This is a genomic window from Metapseudomonas phytobenefica (assembly GCF_043392685.1).
Classification (GTDB): Bacteria; Pseudomonadota; Gammaproteobacteria; order Pseudomonadales; family Pseudomonadaceae; genus Metapseudomonas.
The window spans coordinates 407,600-426,067 of sequence record NZ_JBHZGM010000001.1 but is presented as its reverse complement, the minus strand read 5'-3'; the positions used below and the strand labels follow the sequence as shown (position 1 = coordinate 426,067).

Here is an 18,468-nt window from a genome sequence, read left to right as displayed (position 1 = left end):
AAACCAACCGTCCGGAGCGCTCCGGCGACCATGAGGAGACAGGACATGATCGAAGACGTATCGCTCTGCGTGCCGGGGGATTCCGGCGCCATGCTGCGGGTGCCGGCCTGGCGCCTGGACAGTGGCAGGCCGGGCCCCAGGGTTCATCTGCAGGCGGGTGTCCATGCCGATGAGATCGCCGGCATGCTGGTGCTGCACAAGTTGCTGCCGCGCCTGATCGAGGCCGCCGAGAAGGGCCTGCTGCGCGGCTGCGTGACGGTGGTGCCCCAGGCCAATCCGCTGGGCATCGGCCAGTTCCGCCAGGGGCGCATCCTCGGGCGGCTGCACGAGGCCAGCGGCAGGAACTTCAACCGTGGGTTCCCGGAGTCGCTCGCGCAGGCCAGGCCGGTCGGCAACCTGGCGGTCTGGCAGAAGGCGCTGGCCGTGCTCGCGGCGGACGCCGACATCGTCCTCGACCTGCACACGGATGAGCAGGCGCTGCCGTACGTCTACCTGCATCAGTGCTTCTGGCCCGCCGGCCAGGACCTGGCGGCGGCGCTCGGGGCCGAAGTGGCGATCATCTGGGAAGGCGACAGCGATGGCGCCTTCGAGGAAGTGGTGATTGCGCCCTGGCTCGCGGAAGGGCGCTTCGAGGGGCGCCTGGTGTCCACCGTCGAGCTGCGCGGCCAGGGGGACGTGAGCGACGCCCTGGCGCAGCAGGATGCCGATGGGATCTACCGCTTCCTCTGCGTCCGCGGGCTGATCGCCGAGCCGGCGCAGTTGCCCTCATGGCAGGGGCGGGCGGTGCCCATCGGGCATATGGAAACGGTCTTCGCGCCGGTATCCGGGGTGCTGGTATTCGAGCGCGAACTGGGTGATGTGGTTCAGGCGGGAGAGTGTTTCGCGCGCATCGTCGCCGTGCCCGGTGATCCTTCCAGCGAGCATCGGCTGCTGGCGCCGCAGAGCGGGCTGATGGTCACTCGCCATGGTGACCGGCTGATCCAGGCGGGAGCGATTGCCGCCAAGTTCACCGGCTCCGAAACTTCGAGCACCTGGACCTCGGGCGCGCTCGATCCGTAGGAGCCAGCTTGCTGGCGAATGGGGGGGCTTTTTCGCGAGCAAGCTCGCTCCTACAGGCACAGCGCGGGCAGGGAGGCAGTCCGGCTGGTGCAAGGCACGCATTGTAGGAGCCAGCTTGCTGGCGAATGGGGGGGCCTTTTCGCGAGCAAGCTCGCTCCTACAGGCACAGCGCGGGCAGGGAGGCAGTCCGGATGGTGCAAGGCACGCATTGTAGGAGCCAGCTTGCTGGCGAATGGGGGGCCTTTTCGCGAGCAAGCTCGCTCCTACAGTTACAGCCAGACAGCGTTCCAGAACGGATAGTCAGCCAGTTTCTTGACAAGTCCGGCACGCAGAGGGTTGGCGACGATGTAGCGAGCGACATCCTTCAAATCCTCTTCCCTGCGAAGGGCATGGTCGTGAAAGCCCTGTTGCCAGAACCGGCCGCTGTTATTCCGCAATTTATTCACGCCTATGGCAGAGCGTGACTTCATTCGCCGGACATGTTCTCCCAGGGCCCCGGAGTTCAGTCGAACGAGCCAATGCAGATGGTCCGGCATCAGCACCCAGGCGAGGGTTTCCAGCCTTGCCGGATCCTGCATGGCGTGGATTTCCCGCGCGACCACGCAGGCATTTTCCCAATGGGCGAACAGCGGAGCGCGCTTGTGGGTAACGGTGGTCAGCAGGTAGATTCGGCCGGGCTCGGAGAGGCGGCCTTTGCGCAGGTTTCGTCCTTGATAGCGCATCGATTGCGCTCCTCTATCCGGACCGGGACGGGGAGCGTTGCGTGAGCAGGCCGGATGGCACAAGGGGACGTAATGTAGGAGCCAGCTTGCTGGCGAATGGATGGGGCTGCTTCGCGAGCAAGCTCGCTCCTACAGGATCAGCGCGGGCAGGGGGCGTGCCGGATGGTGCAGGGGCACAATATGTAGGAGCCAGCTTGCTGGCGAATGGATGGGGCTGCTTCGCGAGCAAGCTCGCTCCTACAGGATCAGCGCGGGCAGGGAGGCAGTCCGGATGGTGCAAGGCACGCATTGTAGGAGCCAGCTTGCTGGCGAATGGATGTGGCTGCTTCGCGAGCAAGCTCGCTCCTACAGGATCAGCGCGGGCAGGGGGCGTGCCGGATGGTGCAGGGGCACAATATGTAGGAGCCAGCTTGCTGGCGAATGGGCGGGGCCCTTTTCGCGAGCAAGCTCGCTCCTGCGGCGGTGTCGTCAGTGGTGCTCGCGGGTGGCGCGGAATTTCACGTCCGGCCAGCGTTCTTCCATCAGGCTGAGGTTGACGCGGGTCGGGGCCAGGTAGGTGAGGTGGCCGCCGCCGTCCACGGCAAGGTTCTCGAAGGCCTTGTCCTGGAACTCCTTGAGCTTCTTCTCGTCCTTGCACTCGATCCAGCGCGCCGACCAGACGTTGATCGCCTCGTAGGCGCATTCCACCTTGTATTCCTCCTTCAGGCGGCTGGCGACCACATCGAACTGCAGCACGCCCACGGCGCCGAGGATGATGTCGTTGTTGCGCTCGGGGAAGAACACCTGGGTAGCGCCTTCCTCGGCCAGTTCCTGCAGGCCCTGGCGCAGCTGCTTGGACTTGAGCGGGTCTTTCAGGCGCACGCGGCGGAAGAGTTCCGGGGCGAAGTGCGGGATACCGGTGAAGCCCAGCGCCTCGCCTTCGGTGAAGGTGTCACCGATCTGGATGGTGCCGTGGTTGTGCAGGCCGATGATGTCGCCGGCATAGGCCTCTTCCAGTTGCTCACGCTCGCTGGAGAAGAAGGTCAGGGCGTCGGCGATCTTCACGTCCTTGCCCAGGCGCACGTGGCGCATTTTCATGCCTTTCTCGTACTTGCCCGAGCAGATGCGCATGAAGGCGATGCGGTCGCGGTGTTTCGGGTCCATGTTCGCCTGGATCTTGAACACGAAGCCGGAGAACTTTTCTTCGGTAGGCTCGACGCTGCGCTCATGGGTGGCGCGCGACAGCGGCTGCGGCGCCCAGTCGACGATGCAGTCGAGCACCTGGTCGACACCGAAGTTGCCCAGCGCAGTACCGAAGAATACCGGGGTCATCTCGCCCTTGAGGAAGGCGTCCTTGTCAAACTCGTGGCAGGCGCCCTGCACCAGTTCCAGTTCCTCGATGAAGCGCTCGTAGAGGTCGCCCAGGTGGGCGCGGGCCTCATCCGAGTCGAGCTTGTCGATCACCTTCATCTCGGTGCGCTCGTGACCGTGGCCGGGGGTGTAGACGATGACCTTGTCCTGGGCCAGGTGGTACACGCCCTTGAAGTCCTTGTAGCAGCCGATCGGCCAGGTGATGGGCGCAGCCTTGATCTTCAGCACCGCTTCGATCTCGTCGAGCAGTTCGATGGGGTCGCGGATGTCACGGTCCAGCTTGTTGATGAAGCTGACGATGGGCGTGTCGCGCAGGCGGCAGACGTCCATCAGGGCAATGGTGCGCGGCTCGACGCCCTTGCCGCCGTCAAGGACCATCAGCGCCGAGTCCACCGCGGTCAGGGTGCGGTAGGTGTCTTCGGAGAAGTCTTCGTGGCCGGGGGTGTCGAGCAGGTTGATCATGTGCTCGCGGTAGGGGAACTGCATCACCGAGGTGGTGATGGAGATGCCGCGCTGCTTTTCCATCTCCATCCAGTCGGAGGTGGCATGACGGTCGGATTTACGCGACTTCACGGTACCGGCCACGGCGATGGCCTTGCCCATCAGCAGCAGCTTTTCGGTGATGGTGGTCTTACCGGCGTCGGGGTGGGAAATGATGGCGAAGGTGCGGCGTTTCGCGACTTCGGCGGCCTGGATGGTCATGGATTGATGCCCGTTGGAATCGGTGGCGGGGCGCGGACGGCCCGGAAAAGCGCGGGATTATAGCGCGAAACCGGGCCGCTTCGAGACCAGCAGTCCGAAGCCAGCGCGCCGCGGCCGGGGCGCGCTGGCTACGGAACGGGGCTTCAGTGCGTCTCGGTGTTCGCCACCGGGGCTTCGCCTCGGTAGATCCAGCGCACCAGCGGGCCGATGGACAGGCCCTGGATCAGGATCGAGGCGAGCACCACCACATAGGTCAGGCTCAGCAGCAGGTCACGCTGTTCGCCCAGCGGCAGGGACAGCGCCAGGGCCACCGAGACGCCGCCGCGCAGGCCGCCCCAGGCGAGGATGCGGATGGTCCCACGGGGAACCTGGCGGCGGCCGGCGGCGTGCTGGCGGAGAATCACGATGGCTGGCGCCACGGTCAGCAGGCGCGAGACCAGCACCGCGCCACCCAGGGCGAAGGCGGCGACCACGTGCAGCCAGTTGAACGGCAGCAGGAGCAGCTCCAGGCCGATCAGGGCGAACAGCAGGGCGTTGAGGATTTCGTCGATCAGCTCCCAGAACTTGTCGATGTAGCGGCGGGTCTCGTCGGACATCGCGTAGTTGCGCCCGTGGTTACCGATGATCAGGCCGGCTACCACCATGGCGATCGGCGCCGACACGTGCAGCCGCGCGGCCAATGCCGCCCCGCCGATCACCAGGGCCAGGGTGAGCATGACCTCCACCTGGTACTGGTCGATGCCGCGCATCATCAGGAACACCCCGTAGCCCAGCGCCGCGCCGAACAGCACGCCGCCGACCGCCTCGTGGATGAACAACCAGGTGGTGGCGCTGACGGTGGGCGTTTCGCCGAGCTGCAGGATGCCCAGCAGGATGGTGAACACCACAACCGCGGTGCCATCGTTGAACAGCGATTCGCCGACGATGGTGGTGGCCAGCGGCTTCGGCGCGCCGGCCGATTTGAGGATGCCGAGCACGGCGATCGGGTCGGTGGGCGAGATCAGTGCGCCGAACAGCAGGCAGTAGATGAAGTCCACGTGCCAGCCGAACAGGGCGAAGGTGTAGTAGGCGAGGACGCCGATCACCGTGGTGGCGATCAGCACGCCGAGGGTGGCGAGCAGGCCGATCGGCCATTTGTAGTTGCGCAAGTCGGCGAGGTTGACGTGCAGCGCGCCGGCGAACAGCAGCGCCGGGAGGAACCAGGTCATCAGTACTGCGGAGAAGTCGATGCGGCGGATGATCTCCTGCATTTCCACTTCCAGCACCGGATAGCCAAGCAGCGACAGACCCTGGGCGATCAGCGAGAAGACCAGCGCGGTGGCCATCACGCCGATGGTCGGCGGCAGGCGGATGAAGCGGTAATTGACATAGGTGAGCAGGGTGGTCAGGGCGATGAACGCCGCAGCGAGATCGAGCATGGCGAGGGTACTCCTGGAACGGTAGGCACCGGGCCCCAGTGGCCAATCCATGGACCGGGGGCACGTCCGAAATAAGTGGCCCGTGAAAGAACGGGACGGCGAATCATAACCGTCAGCGGTGATCGAAGGGGGAAGGCGGTGGTGGATCCTGTTTTGTGCGGTATTCCATGCACTTTGTTGAGTATTTGAAACGTTCAACAGGTGATGCGACAAAGGGATGCGGCAAAGCGGCAATTTTTGATTGATCTGCGGTTCCTGTGGTCCTAAAGTTCGCGCCCGAACGTCCATGCTGGCAACGATCCATCCGGCTCAAGTACTGACGACGAGAGGTTTGAGGTCCTGGAAGACTGAAAATCCTCGGCGACATGCCTTGGGAAGTAGGCGAACCAAAGTGGGGAAACTGATCAGACGTTCCGGCCTGTTGTCCAACGCAACACCGGGCCACCCCTAACAACCTTTGTCTGTTTTGCCATATGGAGTCCCCCGCATGTCGATCAAGGTCGAAGACTATTTCTCGCGTGAAACTTTCCAGCGCATGAAGGCGTTCGCCGACAAGCAAGAAACCCCGTTCGTAGTGATCGACAAGCAGACCATCGCCGATTCCTACGACCAGCTGGTGAGCTGCTTCCCCTTCGCCAAGGTCTACTACGCGGTGAAGGCGAACCCCGCCACCGAGATCACCGAACTGCTACGCGACAAGGGCTCGAACTTCGACATCGCCTCTATCTATGAGCTGGACAAGGTGATGAAGACCGGCGTCGGCCCGGAGCGCATCAGCTACGGCAACACCATCAAGAAAGCCCGCGACATCCGCTACTTCTATGAGAAGGGCGTGCGCCTGTTCGCCACCGACTCCGAAGCCGACCTGCGCAACATCGCCAAGGCCGCACCGGGTTCCAAGGTCTACGTGCGCATCCTCACCGAGGGTTCCACCTCGGCCGACTGGCCGCTGTCGCGCAAGTTCGGCTGCAACCCGGACATGGCCCTGGACCTGCTGGTCCTCGCCAAGCAACTGGGCCTGGTGCCTTACGGCGTGTCCTTCCACGTGGGCAGCCAGCAGCGCGACATCGACGTCTGGGACGCCGCCATCGCCAAGGTCAAGGTGATCTTCGAGCGCCTGAAGGAAGAAGACGGCATCACCCTGCAGATGATCAACATGGGCGGCGGCTTCCCGGCCAACTACATCCAGCGCACCAACAGCCTGGAAACCTACGCCGAAGAGATCATCCGCTTCCTCAAGGAAGACTTCGGCGACGATCTGCCGGAAATCATCCTGGAGCCGGGCCGTTCCCTGATCGCCAACGCCGGCATCCTGGTCAGCGAAGTGGTGCTGGTGGCGCGCAAGTCGCGCACCGCCGTCGAGCGCTGGATCTACACCGACGTGGGCAAGTTCTCCGGCCTGATCGAAACCATGGACGAGGCCATCAAGTTCCCGATCTGGGTCGAGAAGAAGGGCGAAGTGGAAGAAGTGGTGATCGCCGGCCCGACCTGCGACAGCGCCGACATCATGTACGAGAACTACAAGTACGGCCTGCCGCTGAACCTGGCCGCCGAAGACCGCCTCTACTGGCTGTCCACCGGCGCCTACACCACCAGCTACAGCGCAGTGGAGTTCAACGGCTTCCCGCCGCTGAAGGCCTACTACCTGTAAGGCTGAATACGTTTCGAACAAGGCCCGCCGCATGGCGGGCCTTGTCATTTGCGCGGCTGGGCGGTGTTTTCCCCTGTGGGGGGATTTCAATCGCTGAGCAGGCCGAAGGACTGCCCTGAGGATTCCAATGGGGCAACTGCGTTGCCCTTAGCGAATGAATTCGCCCCCACAAGGTTGCTGCCTGGGGGTGGAGGACCACCTTGGTTGTAGGGGATTTCCGATCTCAACAAGGGCGTTTCCGAACCTCCGTAGACCCATTATTAGTGATAATCGTTCCTAAATAGAGTCGCTCTCCATTCAACTGGGGAGACCTCTCATGGAGCACCAAACCGCACCACTCAAGCTTTCGTCGCGCAACCTGCTGGCCGCCGCAGTCGGCATCGCCCTCACCAGTCAGGGCAGTCAAGCCATGGCCGAAGCGCAGGACAAGGCCATGCAGCTCGACAGCGTGACTGTCGATGGCAAGCGCGACAAAGCGTACAAGGTCGAGCGTTCCGCTTCGGTCAAGTACGCGGTACCGTTGCTGGACACCCCACAGACCATCACCGTGGTCCCGAAGGAGGTGATCCAGGACCAGAAGGCCCTGAGCCTGCGCGAAGTTCTGTCCAACGTCTCCGGCATCACCTTCAACGCCGGCGAGGGCGGCGGGGGTTCCGGCGACAGCATCAACATCCGCGGCTTCTCGGCCAGTTCCAGCATGCAGATCGACGGCCTGCGCGACAGTGCGCAGAACAACCGCACCGACACCTTCAACATCGAGCAGGTGGAGGTGATCAAGGGGCCCACTCGGTATTCGGTGGCATGGGTACCACCGGCGGCACGGTCAACCAGATCACCAAGCAACCGATGGGTGAAACCTTCACCCGCATCGGCGCGGGCCTGGGGACCGATAGCTACCGCCGCCTTACCCTGGACACCAACCAGCCGCTGGACGGCATCGGCAACGGCAGCGCGTTCCGCCTCAACCTGATGGCCCACGAGAACGACGTGCCCGAGCGCAAAGGGATCGAGCGCCAGCGCTGGGGGCTGGCGCCGTCCCTGGCCCTTGGCCTGAGCTCCAGCGATGAGCGCCTGAGCAGCCGCGCCGGGCTGGTGTTCAAGCCGTTGGCCAATGGCCGCATCTATGTCGCCTGGGGCAACTCCTTCAACCCGTCGGCGGAGAACCTCGCCACTTCCGGTGCAGGCCTCAGCGAAGCGACCCAGAAGCTCGGCCCGGAAAAGAACGAAACCTGGGAGTTGGGCACCAAGTGGGAGCTGATGGACAGTCGCCTGGAACTGGATGCCGCCATCTTCCAGGTGGAGAAGGCGAATGCGCGGGTAACCATGGCCGACGGCTCCACGGCCCTGGCCGGCGACCGCCGCGTACAGGGCTTCGAACTGTCGGCCAGCGGCAAGCTCACCGACGAGTGGAGCCTGTTTGCCAACTTCACCTACCTCGACAGTGAAACCCGCAAGGACGCCAATACCCCGAAGGGCCTTGCAACCGTGGGACAGGCCTTGGCCAACACGCCGCCACGCTCCTTCAACCTGTGGACCACCTATGACCTGCCGGGCAATGTCCGTGTCGGTTATGGCACGCATCATGTCAGCGAGCGCAACCTCACCTCGTCGGACGACCGGATCAAGCTGGATGGGTATTGGCTGCACAACGCCATGCTGGGCTACAAGGCCAGCGAGAATCTGGACTTGCAGCTGAACCTCAACAACCTGTTCGACAAGGACTATGTGGAGCGTGTGCGTACCACGCTGGGTAACGCGGCACGTTCCTCGGCCGTCGAGTACGGTGATGCCCGCTCAGCCGTGTTCTCCGCGACGCTGTCGTTCTGAGTCTTGCCTTGTGCCGCGCTACCCGGTGCGGCACAAGGCCTAGTTTCTCCGGGCTGTTCCGCCCCAGTAAGATGAGCGCCACTTTTATTGGCGAACGCTTGTCAGTCGGCTCTGTCGGCGGGCACCGCCGTGGAGGGCAACCTACGCCATGACATCTCTTCCCAAGCTCTCGCAGATACCCGCCGAAATCGTCGCCGTTGCCGATTACGAAGCCTTCGCCCGTGAGCGCATGACGCCTTCGGCCTGGGCCTACCTCAACGGTGGTGCGGCCGATGAGCTGACCCTGGCGGAGAACCTTGCTGCCTTCCGGCGCATGCGTCTGCTCAACCGGGTGCTGGAGAACCTGCAGGGCGGCCATTCGCGACTCCGGCTCTGCGGGCTCGACCTCGACTACCCGATCCTCCTCGCCCCCGTGGCTTTCCAGAAGCTGGCCCATCCGGACGGCGAACTGGCCAGCGTCCTGGGCGCTTCGGCGATGGGCGCGGCCATGGTGGTCAGCACCCAGGCCAGCGTGAGCCTGGAAGACATCGCCCAGGCGGCGCATGCGCCGCTCTGGTTCCAGCTTTATATCCAGCCGGACCGCGACTTCACCCGCGAGCTGGTGCGGCGTGCCGAAACCGCCGGCTATCGCGCCCTGATGGTGACGGTGGATGCGCCGGTCAGCGGCATGCGCAACCGCGAACAGCGCGCGGCCTTCGCCCTGCCGGAGGGCGTCGAGGCGGTCAACCTCAAGGGCATGCGCAGCCTGCCGCCCAGCGTCGCGCAGCCGGGCGCCAGCCCGCTCTTCGGCAGCCCGCTGCTGGAGCATGCTCCCACCTGGAAGGATCTGGAGTGGCTGCAATCGCTCACGCACCTGCCGGTGCTGGTCAAGGGCGTGATGAACCCCCTGGACGCGGCAAGGGCCGTGGAGCAGGGCGTGGCGGGCCTGGTGGTGTCCAATCACGGCGGGCGCACCCTGGACAGCATGCCGGCGACCCTGGATGTGCTTCCGGCCATCGCCAGCGTGGTGCAGGGCAGGGTGCCGATCCTGTTGGATGGCGGCATTCGCCGGGGCACCGATGTGCTCAAGGCCCTCGCGCTGGGGGCCAGCGCCGTGATGATCGGGCGGCCCTATGTTCATGGGCTGGCTACCGCTGGTGCTGCCGGTGTGGCCCATGTGCTTCATCTGCTGCGCACTGAGCTGGAGGTGGCCATGGCGCTTACCGGCTGCGCCAGACTGGCCGACATCGACGCCTCGTCCCTCTGGCGCTGAAGCGTCTCACCTGGCCTCACGGTGGACGACAGGCAGTGCGGCGGCAGCTTGGTTTCTCCGATTTTCCGTCTCTATTGCCGAAAATAGCGCCTGAATCGAGATCTATCTCGCAGCTCTGGCTGATCCAGTGAATCCGGCCTGATCCGGAGAAATGTAAAGATTGGGTAAATTTCGTAGGTTTTTATTTACTGATAAACATTCGCAAATAGAATCGCGCCTCAAATTCACTGGGGAGTGATTCTTATGAACCAAAAGAACAATCTGCCGCCGCGTGCGCTTCTGGCATCCGCCGTTGGCATTGCCACCCTCTCGACCGCCGGTCTGGCGATTGCCGCCGAGCAAGGCCAGGCCATTGAACTGGACAGCGTGAATGTCGATGGCAAGGCGGTAAAGAAGACCTATAAGGTCGATCAATCCTCCTCGGCGAAATACACCGCCCCGCTGCTGGACACCCCGCAGACCATCACCGTGGTGCCCAAGGAAGTGATCCAGGAGCAGCAGGCCCTGAGCCTGCGCCAGGTGCTGTCCAACGTATCCGGCATTACCTTCAACGCCGGTGAGGGTGGCGGTGGCTCCGGCGACAGCATCAACATCCGCGGCTTCTCCGCGAACAACAACATCCAGATCGACGGCCTGCGCGACAGCGCCCAGACCAGCCGTACCGACACCTTCAACATCGAGCAGGTCGAGGTCATCAAGGGCCCGAACTCGGTGTTCGGCGGCGCCGGCACCACCGGTGGCAGCATCAACATCATCAGCAAGCAGCCCATGGACCGCGCCTTCACCACGCTGGGTGGCGGCCTCGGCACCGACAACTACCATCGCCTGACCCTGGATGCGAACCAGCCGCTGGAAGGCGTGGGCAGCAATAGCGCCTTCCGTATAAACCTGATGGCCCACGAGAACGACGTGCCCGGCCGCGACGAGATCGACCGCGAGCGCTGGGGTGTCGCGCCCTCCCTGCGCCTGGGCTTCAACGACTCCACCCGCCTGACCCTGAGCGCCTTCCACCAGACCGACGACAACCTGCCGGACTACGGCGTGCCGGCCCGCGATGGCAAGAAGCTCGGCGGTGTCAGCCGCGAGGACTACTTCGGCTGGGATAACCTGGACAAGGACGAAATCGAGCAGAACGCCTTCACCGCGAACCTCGAGCACGATTTCAACGACAACCTGCGCCTGCAGAACCTGACCCGTTACAGCCGCATCGACCGCAACACCATCGTTTCGGCCTCTCATGTGAACATCCAGGGTGTCCCGCCGGGTCGCTACCGCCCCGCCGGCCCGCAGGCTTCCGGCCGCGATACCACCACCGAGATGTGGATCAACCAGACCAACCTGCGCGCCAGCTTCGACACCTTCGGCCTGGGCCATGAGCTGGTCACCGGCGCCGAGATTTCCCGCGAGGACTTCGACCTCAAGAGCTACAACCACGGCCTGGGCAATGCGTTGTACCCGGCGGATGGCTTCGACCTGTCGAACCCGCCCGGCCACTGGGATGGCCCGGTCAACAAGACCATCACCGGCTACACCGAGAACCAGCTGGACGACAAGGCGCTGTATGTCTTCGACACCATCGCCCTGAACGAGCAGTGGGACTTCAACGTCGGCCTGCGCTACGACTGGTTCAAGGGCCACAGCGATACCTTCAATGCGACCCACCAGCAGACCGGTGACTTCACCTCCAAGGACGAGAAGCTCAGCAGCCGCGCCGGCCTGGTCTACAAGCCGGTGGAAAACGGTCGCTTCTATGTGGCCTGGGGCAACTCCTTCAACCCCACCGCCGAAGGCATCGCCGCCAACGGTGGCGGCCTGAACGCGAACACCGAGAACCTGGATCCGGAAAAGAACGAGACCTGGGAACTGGGCACCAAGTGGGAGCTGCTGGATGGCCGCCTGGAAGTGGACGGCGCGCTGTTCCGCGTGGAGAAGACCAATGCACGTGAAACCATGGCCGATGGTTCGACCCAACTGGCCGGCAAGCAGCGTGTCGAGGGTGTGGAACTGGGCCTGACCGGCCACATCACCGAGCAGTGGGATGTGTTCGCCAACTACACCTTCCAGTCGAGCGAGACCCTCAAGGCCGCCGACACAGCCGCTGGTATCGCTCGCGAAGGCCAGGCGCTGGGCAACACTCCGCCGCGCTCCTTCAACCTGTGGACCACCTACGAGCTGCCGGAAGGCTGGACCCTGGGCTACGGCGCACGCTACGTGAGCGAGCGTAACGTGAGCTCCAGCACTACCGCCAAGCTGGATGCCTACTGGCTGCACAACGCCATGGTCGGCTACAAGGTCAGCAAGAACCTGGACCTGCAGCTGAACGTGAACAACCTGTTCGACAAGGACTACGTGGAGCGTGTGCGTCAGCAGACCGGCACCGACGCGCGTTCTTCCGCCATCGAATACGGCGATGCCCGTTCGGCGATCCTGACCGCCAGCTACTCGTTCTGACGATCGGGACGCGGGCCCTGACTGGAGCAGGGCCCGCGCGGCTGTAAATAAAAAGTAAAAGCTTCGATTCCTGGTTTAATGCATCCCGTTCTCAAATAAAATCGCTTCCCGGTCAGGCATTGGGCCGACCGGGAAACTGCGATTCGACGCGTCGCCAGGCGCGTATCCGAGGGATAACACGTGTTGAAGAAGACCCTGTTCCAGCTGCACTGGCTGTTCGGAATCAGTGCCGGGCTGGTACTCGCCCTGATGGGCATCACCGGGGCCGCCTACAGCTTCCAGGAGGAAATCCTCCGCCTGCTCAACCCCGAGACCCTGACGGTCCGGGTGCAGGACAGCGGTGTGCTGCCGCCTGCCGAGCTGGTGAGCAAGATCGAAGCGGCGGAAGGCAAGAAGGTGTCCGGCCTCTGGGTCGGAACCAGCGGCGACCAGGCTGCCCGTGTCTTCTTCACGCCGCCGCCGGGCGAGCGCCGCGGCCCGATGCGCTACTTCGACCCCTACACCGGCGAACTGCTGGGCGATCCGGTGGGCCAGAAGTTCTTCGGCCTGATGCTGCAACTGCACCGCTTTCTCGCCATGGGCGAGTTCGGCAAGCAGATCACCGCCGCCTGTACCCTGATCCTGATCTTCTTCTGCCTCTCCGGCCTGTATCTGCGCTGGCCGCGCAAGGCCGGCAGCTGGCGTGCCTGGCTGACCCTCGACTGGTCACGCAAGGGCCGCAGCTTCAACTGGGACCTGCATGCCGTCGCCGGCACCTGGTGCCTGCTGTTCTATCTCCTGGCCGCGCTCACCGGCCTGTTCTGGTCCTACGAGTGGTACCGCGAAGGCCTCAACCGCCTGCTCTCCGACGCCCCCGCCGGCCAGCAGGGCAAGCCGGGCGAGCGCCGTGGCGAAGGCCGCGGTGAGGGCCGTGGCCGCCCTGGCATGCAGGCGCCTTCCGGTCCGCCGCTGGTGGTGGACTACGACGCCGTCTGGAAGAGCATCCGCGAAACCGCCGGGCCGACCCTGAGTGCCTACAACCTGCGTCTGCCCCCGGTGGGTGGCCAGCCGGCCCAGGTGTTCTACCTGCTGGAAGACGCCGCGCACCCGCGCGCGCTGAACCAGATCGTCCTCGATCCGGCCACCGGCAAGGTCGCCCGCAGCAGCCTCTACACCGACAAGAGCTTCAAGGCGCAACTGCTGGCCAGCATCTATGCGCTGCACGTGGGCGAGTACTTCGGCCTGGCGGGGCGCATCCTGGTGATGCTGGCGAGCCTGGCCATGCCGCTGTTCTTCATTACCGGCTGGCTGCTCTACCTCGACCGTCGGCGCAAGAAGCGCGCGGCCCGGGCCGCCCGTGGCGGCCTGGCCGAGAGCAGCGGCGAGGGTTCCTGGCTGATCGGCTTCGCCAGCCAGAGCGGCCTGGCCGAGCAACTGGCCTGGCAGAGCGCCGGCCAGCTCCAGGCCGCCGGCCTGCCGGTGCGCGTCGAACCCCTGGCCTCGCTGGATGGCGGCACCCTGGCCAAAGCCCGCAACGCACTCTTCGTGGTCAGCACCTTCGGCGACGGCGAGGCGCCGGATAACGCCCGCGGCTTCGAGCGCAAGGTGCTGGGACAGGCTTCCCAGCTCGCCGGCCTGCGCTTTGCCGTACTCGCCCTGGGTGATCGTCAATACGAGCATTTCTGCGGTTTCGGCCGCCGCCTGCAGAGCTGGTTGAAAGGGCAGGGCGCGAGCCAGCTGTTCGATCCGGTGGAAGTGGACAATGGCGACCGCGGCGCCCTGCAGCAATGGCAGCAGCAACTGGCGCAGATTTCCGGCGGCGCCATGCTGACCCCCTGGAACGGCCCGGCTTTCGAGAGCTGGACGCTGGAGGGCCGCGAGCACCTCAACCCGGGCAGCCAGGGCGAATCCACCTGGCTCCTGCGCCTGCGCGCCCCGGCCGGCAGCCAGCTGGACTGGCAGGCTGGCGATCTGGTGGAAATCCTGCCGAGCCAGGCCGAGCCGGTCGTCGACGCGTGGCTGGCCAGGCACCACTTAGACGGCAATGCCCAGGTCGAACTGGACGGCCAGCGCCAGCCGCTGCGCCAGGCGCTGGCGGGGCGCCTGCTGCCGAGTTCGTTCGAGCATCTGGTTGGCCTGCAGCCGCAAGCGCTGGTGCAGGCACTGATCGGCCTGTCGGTGCGCCAGTACTCCATCGCTTCCCTGGCCAGCGACGGCGCGCTGGAGCTGATCGTGCGCCAGGAACAGCATGCCGACGGCACCCTGGGCATCGCTTCCGGCTGGCTGACCCATTACCTGTCGGTCGGTGCCGCCGTGCCCCTGCGTCTGCGCCGCAACAGTCGTTTCCATCTGATCGAGGAAGACCGCCCGCTGATCTTCATTGGCAACGGCACTGGACTTGCCGGTTTGCGCAGCCTGCTCAGGGCCGCCATCGCCGCTGGCCGCAACCGCAACTGGCTGCTGTTCGGCGAGCGCAACCAGGCCCATGACTTCTATTGCCGCGATGAGCTGCAGGGCTGGCTGGCCCGGGGCGAACTGCAGCGCCTGGACCTGGCTTTCTCCCGCGACCAGGCCGAGAAGGTCTATGTGCAGGACCGTCTGCGCGAGGCCGCCGACGAGCTGCGCGCCTGGCTGGCCGAGGGCGCGGTGATCTACGTCTGCGGCAGCCTGCAGGGCATGGCCGAAGGCGTCGACCTCGCCCTGCGCGAGATTCTGGGCGATGCAGCGCTGCAGCAACTGAATGACGATGGCCGCTACCGCCGCGACGTGTACTGACGGCGTCAGCGCCTGACCGAGTGATCCCTGCTCCTGGGGAACCTTCGCCCCGCCCAGCGCGGGGCGGTTTTTTTGCGCAGGCGAAAGGTCTGGTGATTCGCCCGCAGCACCCTCTCCCAGAAGGGAGAGGGCGCTTTTCACGGCGAATGAATTGTTCCCAGCCAGAGCGCCGGCTTTTAGCCATAATCCGCTTCATGAACAGACGAATCCTGCTGAACTGCGACATGGGGGAAAGCTTCGGCGCCTGGCGCATGGGCAACGACGAACACGCCATGCCGCTGGTGGACCAGGCGAACCTCGCCTGCGGTTTCCATGCCGCCGATCCCCTGACCATGCAACGCACTGTCGAACTGGCGCTGCGCCACGGCGTGCGCATCGGTGCCCATCCGGCGTATCCGGACCTTGCCGGTTTCGGCAGGCGCCACATGGCCTGCTCGCCGGACGAGGTTCGCGCCCTGGTGCTCTATCAGATCGGCGCGCTGGAAGCCTTCTGCCGCGTCGTCGGCACCCAGGTGGCCTACGTCAAACCCCACGGCGCCCTGTACAACGACCTGGTGCGCGATGATGCCCTGCTCGCCGCGGTGCTCGATGCCTGCGGCAGTTACCGCAAGGGGCTGCCGTTGATGGTGCTGGCGCTGGCCGACAACAGCCGTGAGCTGCAACTGGCCGACGCGGCCGATGTGCCGCTGATGTTCGAGGCCTTCGCCGATCGCGCCTACCTGTCCGACGGCCAGCTGGCACCCCGGCGCCTGGCCGGTGCCGTGCACCACGACCCCGAGCGCATCCTCGACCAGGCCCTGTCCATTGCCGCCGGCGAGCCCTTCCCGGACATCGACGGCAAGCCGCTGCGGCTTACCGCCGACAGCCTCTGCGTGCATGGCGACAACCCGGAATCCCTGGCCGTGCTGCGTCGTCTGCGAGGCAAGCTGGACGCCTTATGATCCGCCTCGAGCCCGCTGGCGCTGAAGCCCTGCTGCTGGTTCTGGCCGATGAGCCGGACGCCCGCTTGCCGGAACGCATCGCCGTGCTGGCCGCGACCCTGCGCCAGCATCTGGGCCACCTGCTGCTCGACCTGGTGCCCGGCTGGACCACCTTGCTGCTGCACTACGACATCACCCGCACCGACCATCAAGCCCTGGTGCGGCACATCGAGCCCATGCTGGAAGCCTGGTTGGCGGAGGGGGCTGCAGCGAGGGCCGGCCGTCTGCATGAGATTCCCATCTGGTACTGCGGCGAGGACCTCGCCTGGGTGGCCGAGTCCTGCAGCCTGTCGGTCGCTGAGCTGGTGGACATCCACAGCAGTGCCGAATACCGGGTCGGTGCCATCGGCTTTTCCCCCGGTTTCGCCTACCTGGGCGGTCTTGACCCGCGTCTGGCCCTGCCACGACGCAGCCGCCCGCGCATCCGTGTGCCGGCGGGCAGCCTGGCCATTGCCGAACGGCAGACGGCCATTTATCCACAGGCCTCCCCGGGGGGCTGGCACCTGCTCGGGCTGTGCCCCTGGCGACTCTTCGACGCCCGCCGTGAGCCACCCTGTCCGCTGGAGCTGGGCGACCGCGTGCGATTCTTCGCCATCGACGAAGCCCGCTACCGCGCCGAGGGCGGCGAGGCATGAGCGGCCTGCGGGTGATCAAGCCCGGCCCGCTGAGCCTGCTGCAGGACGCTGGCCGTTTCGGCTGGCAGCACCTGGGCGTGTCGCCGGCCGGTCCCATGGACCCGCAGGCGGCGGCCTGGGCCAACCGCTTGCTGGGCAATCCGCGCCATTGCGCAGTGCTGGAAATCGCCCTGGGCGGCGTGGAGCTGGAGGCCGAGGAAGCGCTCTGGGTAGCGTTCACCGGTGCCGATATGCCGCTGAGCGTGGATGGCGAACTGCGCCTCAACTGGTCGCGCTTTCGTCTTGAGGCCGGGCAACGCTTGCAGATCGGCTTCGCCCGCAGCGGACAACGCGGCTACCTGGCGCTGGTCGGCGGGATTCGCGCCGAGCCCGTGCTGGGCAGCGTCGCCTGTCAGTTGCGCGAAGGCCTGGGCGGGCTGGATGGCGAGGGGACGCGCTTGGCCGAGGGTGACTTGCTCGCCGGTGGTGACGGCGAATTTCCCTGGGGCGCCAGCGTGCCCTGGCCCTGGCAGCCGGATTACAAGGCGGCGCAATTGCTGCGGGTGATACTCGGCGGCGATGCGGCCAGCTTCGACGAGGAGCAGGCGCGGGCCTTCTTCGAGAGGCCCTGGCAGCTCAGCCCGCAATCCGACCGCATGGGCGCGCGGCTGGCGGGCGATCCCCTGGTCGCGCCGCAACTCCAGTGGTCGCAGGGCGTAGTCAGCGGCGCCATCCAGGTGCCGCCGGACGGCCAGCCGATCATCCTCATGGCCGACCGCCAGACCATGGGCGGCTACCCCATCCTCGGCTGGGTCCATCCGCTGGATCTCGGGCGCCTGGCGCAATGCCCGGCGAACCAGATTCTGCGCTTCATCGTCATGAGCCTGGAGGACGCACAGGCCGAGCTGCGGGAGTTCTATAGCTTCTTCGGGCGGTAGGTTTTCTTGTGCCGTGCTTGTGGGGGCGAATTCATTCGCGAAGCAGTCCGCAGGACTGCCCTTCGATAGCCAAAGGGGGTTGCTGCGCAACCCTTAGCGAATGAATTCGCCCCCACAGAAAAGTAGTCCGAGCGTGCAGGGGACTATTTCGGCAGGTGGTTCAGCGGTAGCGGCGAGGCTGCCTTCACCGTCTGGATGGCGAAGCTGCTGCGGATATCGCTGACGCCGGGGAGCTTGAGCAGGGTGCCAGTGAGGAAGTGCTCGTAGGCGCGCAGGTCCGGTACCACCACTTGCAGCAGGAAATCCGCTTCGCCTGAGACCAGATGCGCGGAGATCACTTCCGGCAGGCTGATCACCGCTTCGCGGAAAGCGTCGGCCTGTTCCTGGTGATGGCGCTCCACCTTGATCCCCACGAATACCGTCAGGCCCAGCCCGACCTGGTCACGGTCCAGGCTGGCGTGATAGCCGCGAATCACCCCGGCTTCTTCCAGCAGCCGCACCCGGCGCAGGCAGGGGGAGGCTGAGAGGCCGATCTCGTTGGCCAGCTGCACATTGGTCAGGCGGCCATCACGCTGCAGGGCCCCGAGGATTCGATAGTCCAGGGAGTCGAGTTTAAGTTTTGGCATGATTAATCAGTTTATCTGTGTATGATTGGCATAAAATGCCATTTATCATGGCAGGGTCAGTAAAATACGCAAGCACCTGCCCTGACCTTCGGCCCTAGAATCTTCGCTCCACAGGCTGCTTCGG

12 protein-coding genes and 1 pseudogene are annotated in these 18,468 nt (G+C 65.0%); 9 read left to right on the top strand and 4 right to left on the bottom strand.

Annotation, left to right across the window (positions count from 1 at the left end; translation table 11 throughout):
* Positions 1–45: 45 nt before the first annotated feature.
* On the top strand, positions 46–1,059 hold the full coding sequence (locus ACFW0B_RS01960; protein ID WP_449146266.1) for a M14 family metallopeptidase: 1,014 nt from the start codon (positions 46–48) through the stop codon (positions 1,057–1,059).
* A gap of 269 nt (positions 1,060–1,328) precedes the next feature.
* On the opposite strand, the gene ACFW0B_RS01955 is transcribed toward ACFW0B_RS01960, so the two are convergent.
* The 3 genes from ACFW0B_RS01955 to ACFW0B_RS01945 all read right to left on the bottom strand — a co-directional run bounded on the left by ACFW0B_RS01955 (position 1,329) and on the right by ACFW0B_RS01945 (position 5,251).
* On the bottom strand, positions 1,329–1,781 hold the full coding sequence (locus ACFW0B_RS01955) for an REP-associated tyrosine transposase (protein WP_449146265.1): 453 nt from the start codon (positions 1,779–1,781) through the stop codon (positions 1,329–1,331).
* A gap of 468 nt (positions 1,782–2,249) precedes the next feature.
* Positions 2,250–3,833, bottom strand: coding sequence for a peptide chain release factor 3 (locus ACFW0B_RS01950; protein WP_449146264.1), 1,584 nt, complete (start codon positions 3,831–3,833; stop codon positions 2,250–2,252).
* A gap of 143 nt (positions 3,834–3,976) precedes the next feature.
* Entirely contained in the window at positions 3,977–5,251 is a 1,275-nt protein-coding gene (locus ACFW0B_RS01945) for a cation:proton antiporter (RefSeq protein WP_449146263.1), read from the bottom strand.
* 487 nt (positions 5,252–5,738) lie between these two features.
* On the opposite strand from ACFW0B_RS01945, the gene ACFW0B_RS01940 reads away from it, so the two are divergent.
* The 8 genes and pseudogenes from ACFW0B_RS01940 (at position 5,739) to ACFW0B_RS01905 (ending at position 17,718) form a co-directional block, all read left to right on the top strand.
* Positions 5,739–6,902: a type III PLP-dependent enzyme gene (locus ACFW0B_RS01940; RefSeq protein ID WP_449146262.1), complete on the top strand. Its 1,164-nt coding sequence runs from the start codon at positions 5,739–5,741 to the stop codon at positions 6,900–6,902.
* 316 nt (positions 6,903–7,218) lie between these two features.
* A pseudogene (locus tag ACFW0B_RS01935) lies at positions 7,219–8,729 on the top strand (TonB-dependent receptor).
* A 148-nt stretch (positions 8,730–8,877) separates the two neighbouring features.
* Positions 8,878–9,981 carry an alpha-hydroxy acid oxidase gene (locus tag ACFW0B_RS01930; protein WP_449146261.1) on the top strand — a complete coding sequence of 368 codons (1,104 nt, stop codon included), beginning with the start codon at positions 8,878–8,880 and terminating at the stop codon, positions 9,979–9,981.
* Positions 9,982–10,224: 243 nt separating this feature from the next.
* Entirely contained in the window at positions 10,225–12,432 is a 2,208-nt protein-coding gene (locus ACFW0B_RS01925) for a TonB-dependent receptor (protein WP_449146260.1), read from the top strand.
* A gap of 183 nt (positions 12,433–12,615) precedes the next feature.
* Positions 12,616–15,186, top strand: coding sequence for a PepSY domain-containing protein (locus tag ACFW0B_RS01920; RefSeq protein WP_449146300.1), 2,571 nt, complete (start codon positions 12,616–12,618; stop codon positions 15,184–15,186).
* A 194-nt stretch (positions 15,187–15,380) separates the two neighbouring features.
* Positions 15,381–16,127: a 5-oxoprolinase subunit PxpA gene (locus ACFW0B_RS01915; protein WP_449146259.1), complete on the top strand. Its 747-nt coding sequence runs from the start codon at positions 15,381–15,383 to the stop codon at positions 16,125–16,127.
* The gene (gene pxpB / locus ACFW0B_RS01910; protein ID WP_449146258.1) at positions 16,124–16,801 is read left to right on the top strand and encodes a 5-oxoprolinase subunit PxpB; all 678 of its coding nucleotides are present in this window, start codon (positions 16,124–16,126) and stop codon (positions 16,799–16,801) included. The genes ACFW0B_RS01915 and pxpB overlap by 4 nt, the downstream gene beginning before the upstream one ends.
* Positions 16,798–17,718 (top strand): 5-oxoprolinase subunit C family protein, encoded by a 921-nt coding sequence (locus ACFW0B_RS01905; protein WP_449146257.1) that lies wholly within the window; start codon positions 16,798–16,800, stop codon positions 17,716–17,718. Before pxpB ends, ACFW0B_RS01905 begins: the two co-directional genes overlap by 4 nt.
* 143 nt (positions 17,719–17,861) lie before the next feature.
* Here ACFW0B_RS01905 and ACFW0B_RS01900 read toward each other — a convergent pair whose 3' ends face one another.
* Positions 17,862–18,344 carry an Lrp/AsnC family transcriptional regulator gene (locus ACFW0B_RS01900; protein WP_449146256.1) on the bottom strand — a complete coding sequence of 161 codons (483 nt, stop codon included), beginning with the start codon at positions 18,342–18,344 and terminating at the stop codon, positions 17,862–17,864.
* Positions 18,345–18,468 lie beyond the last annotated feature (124 nt).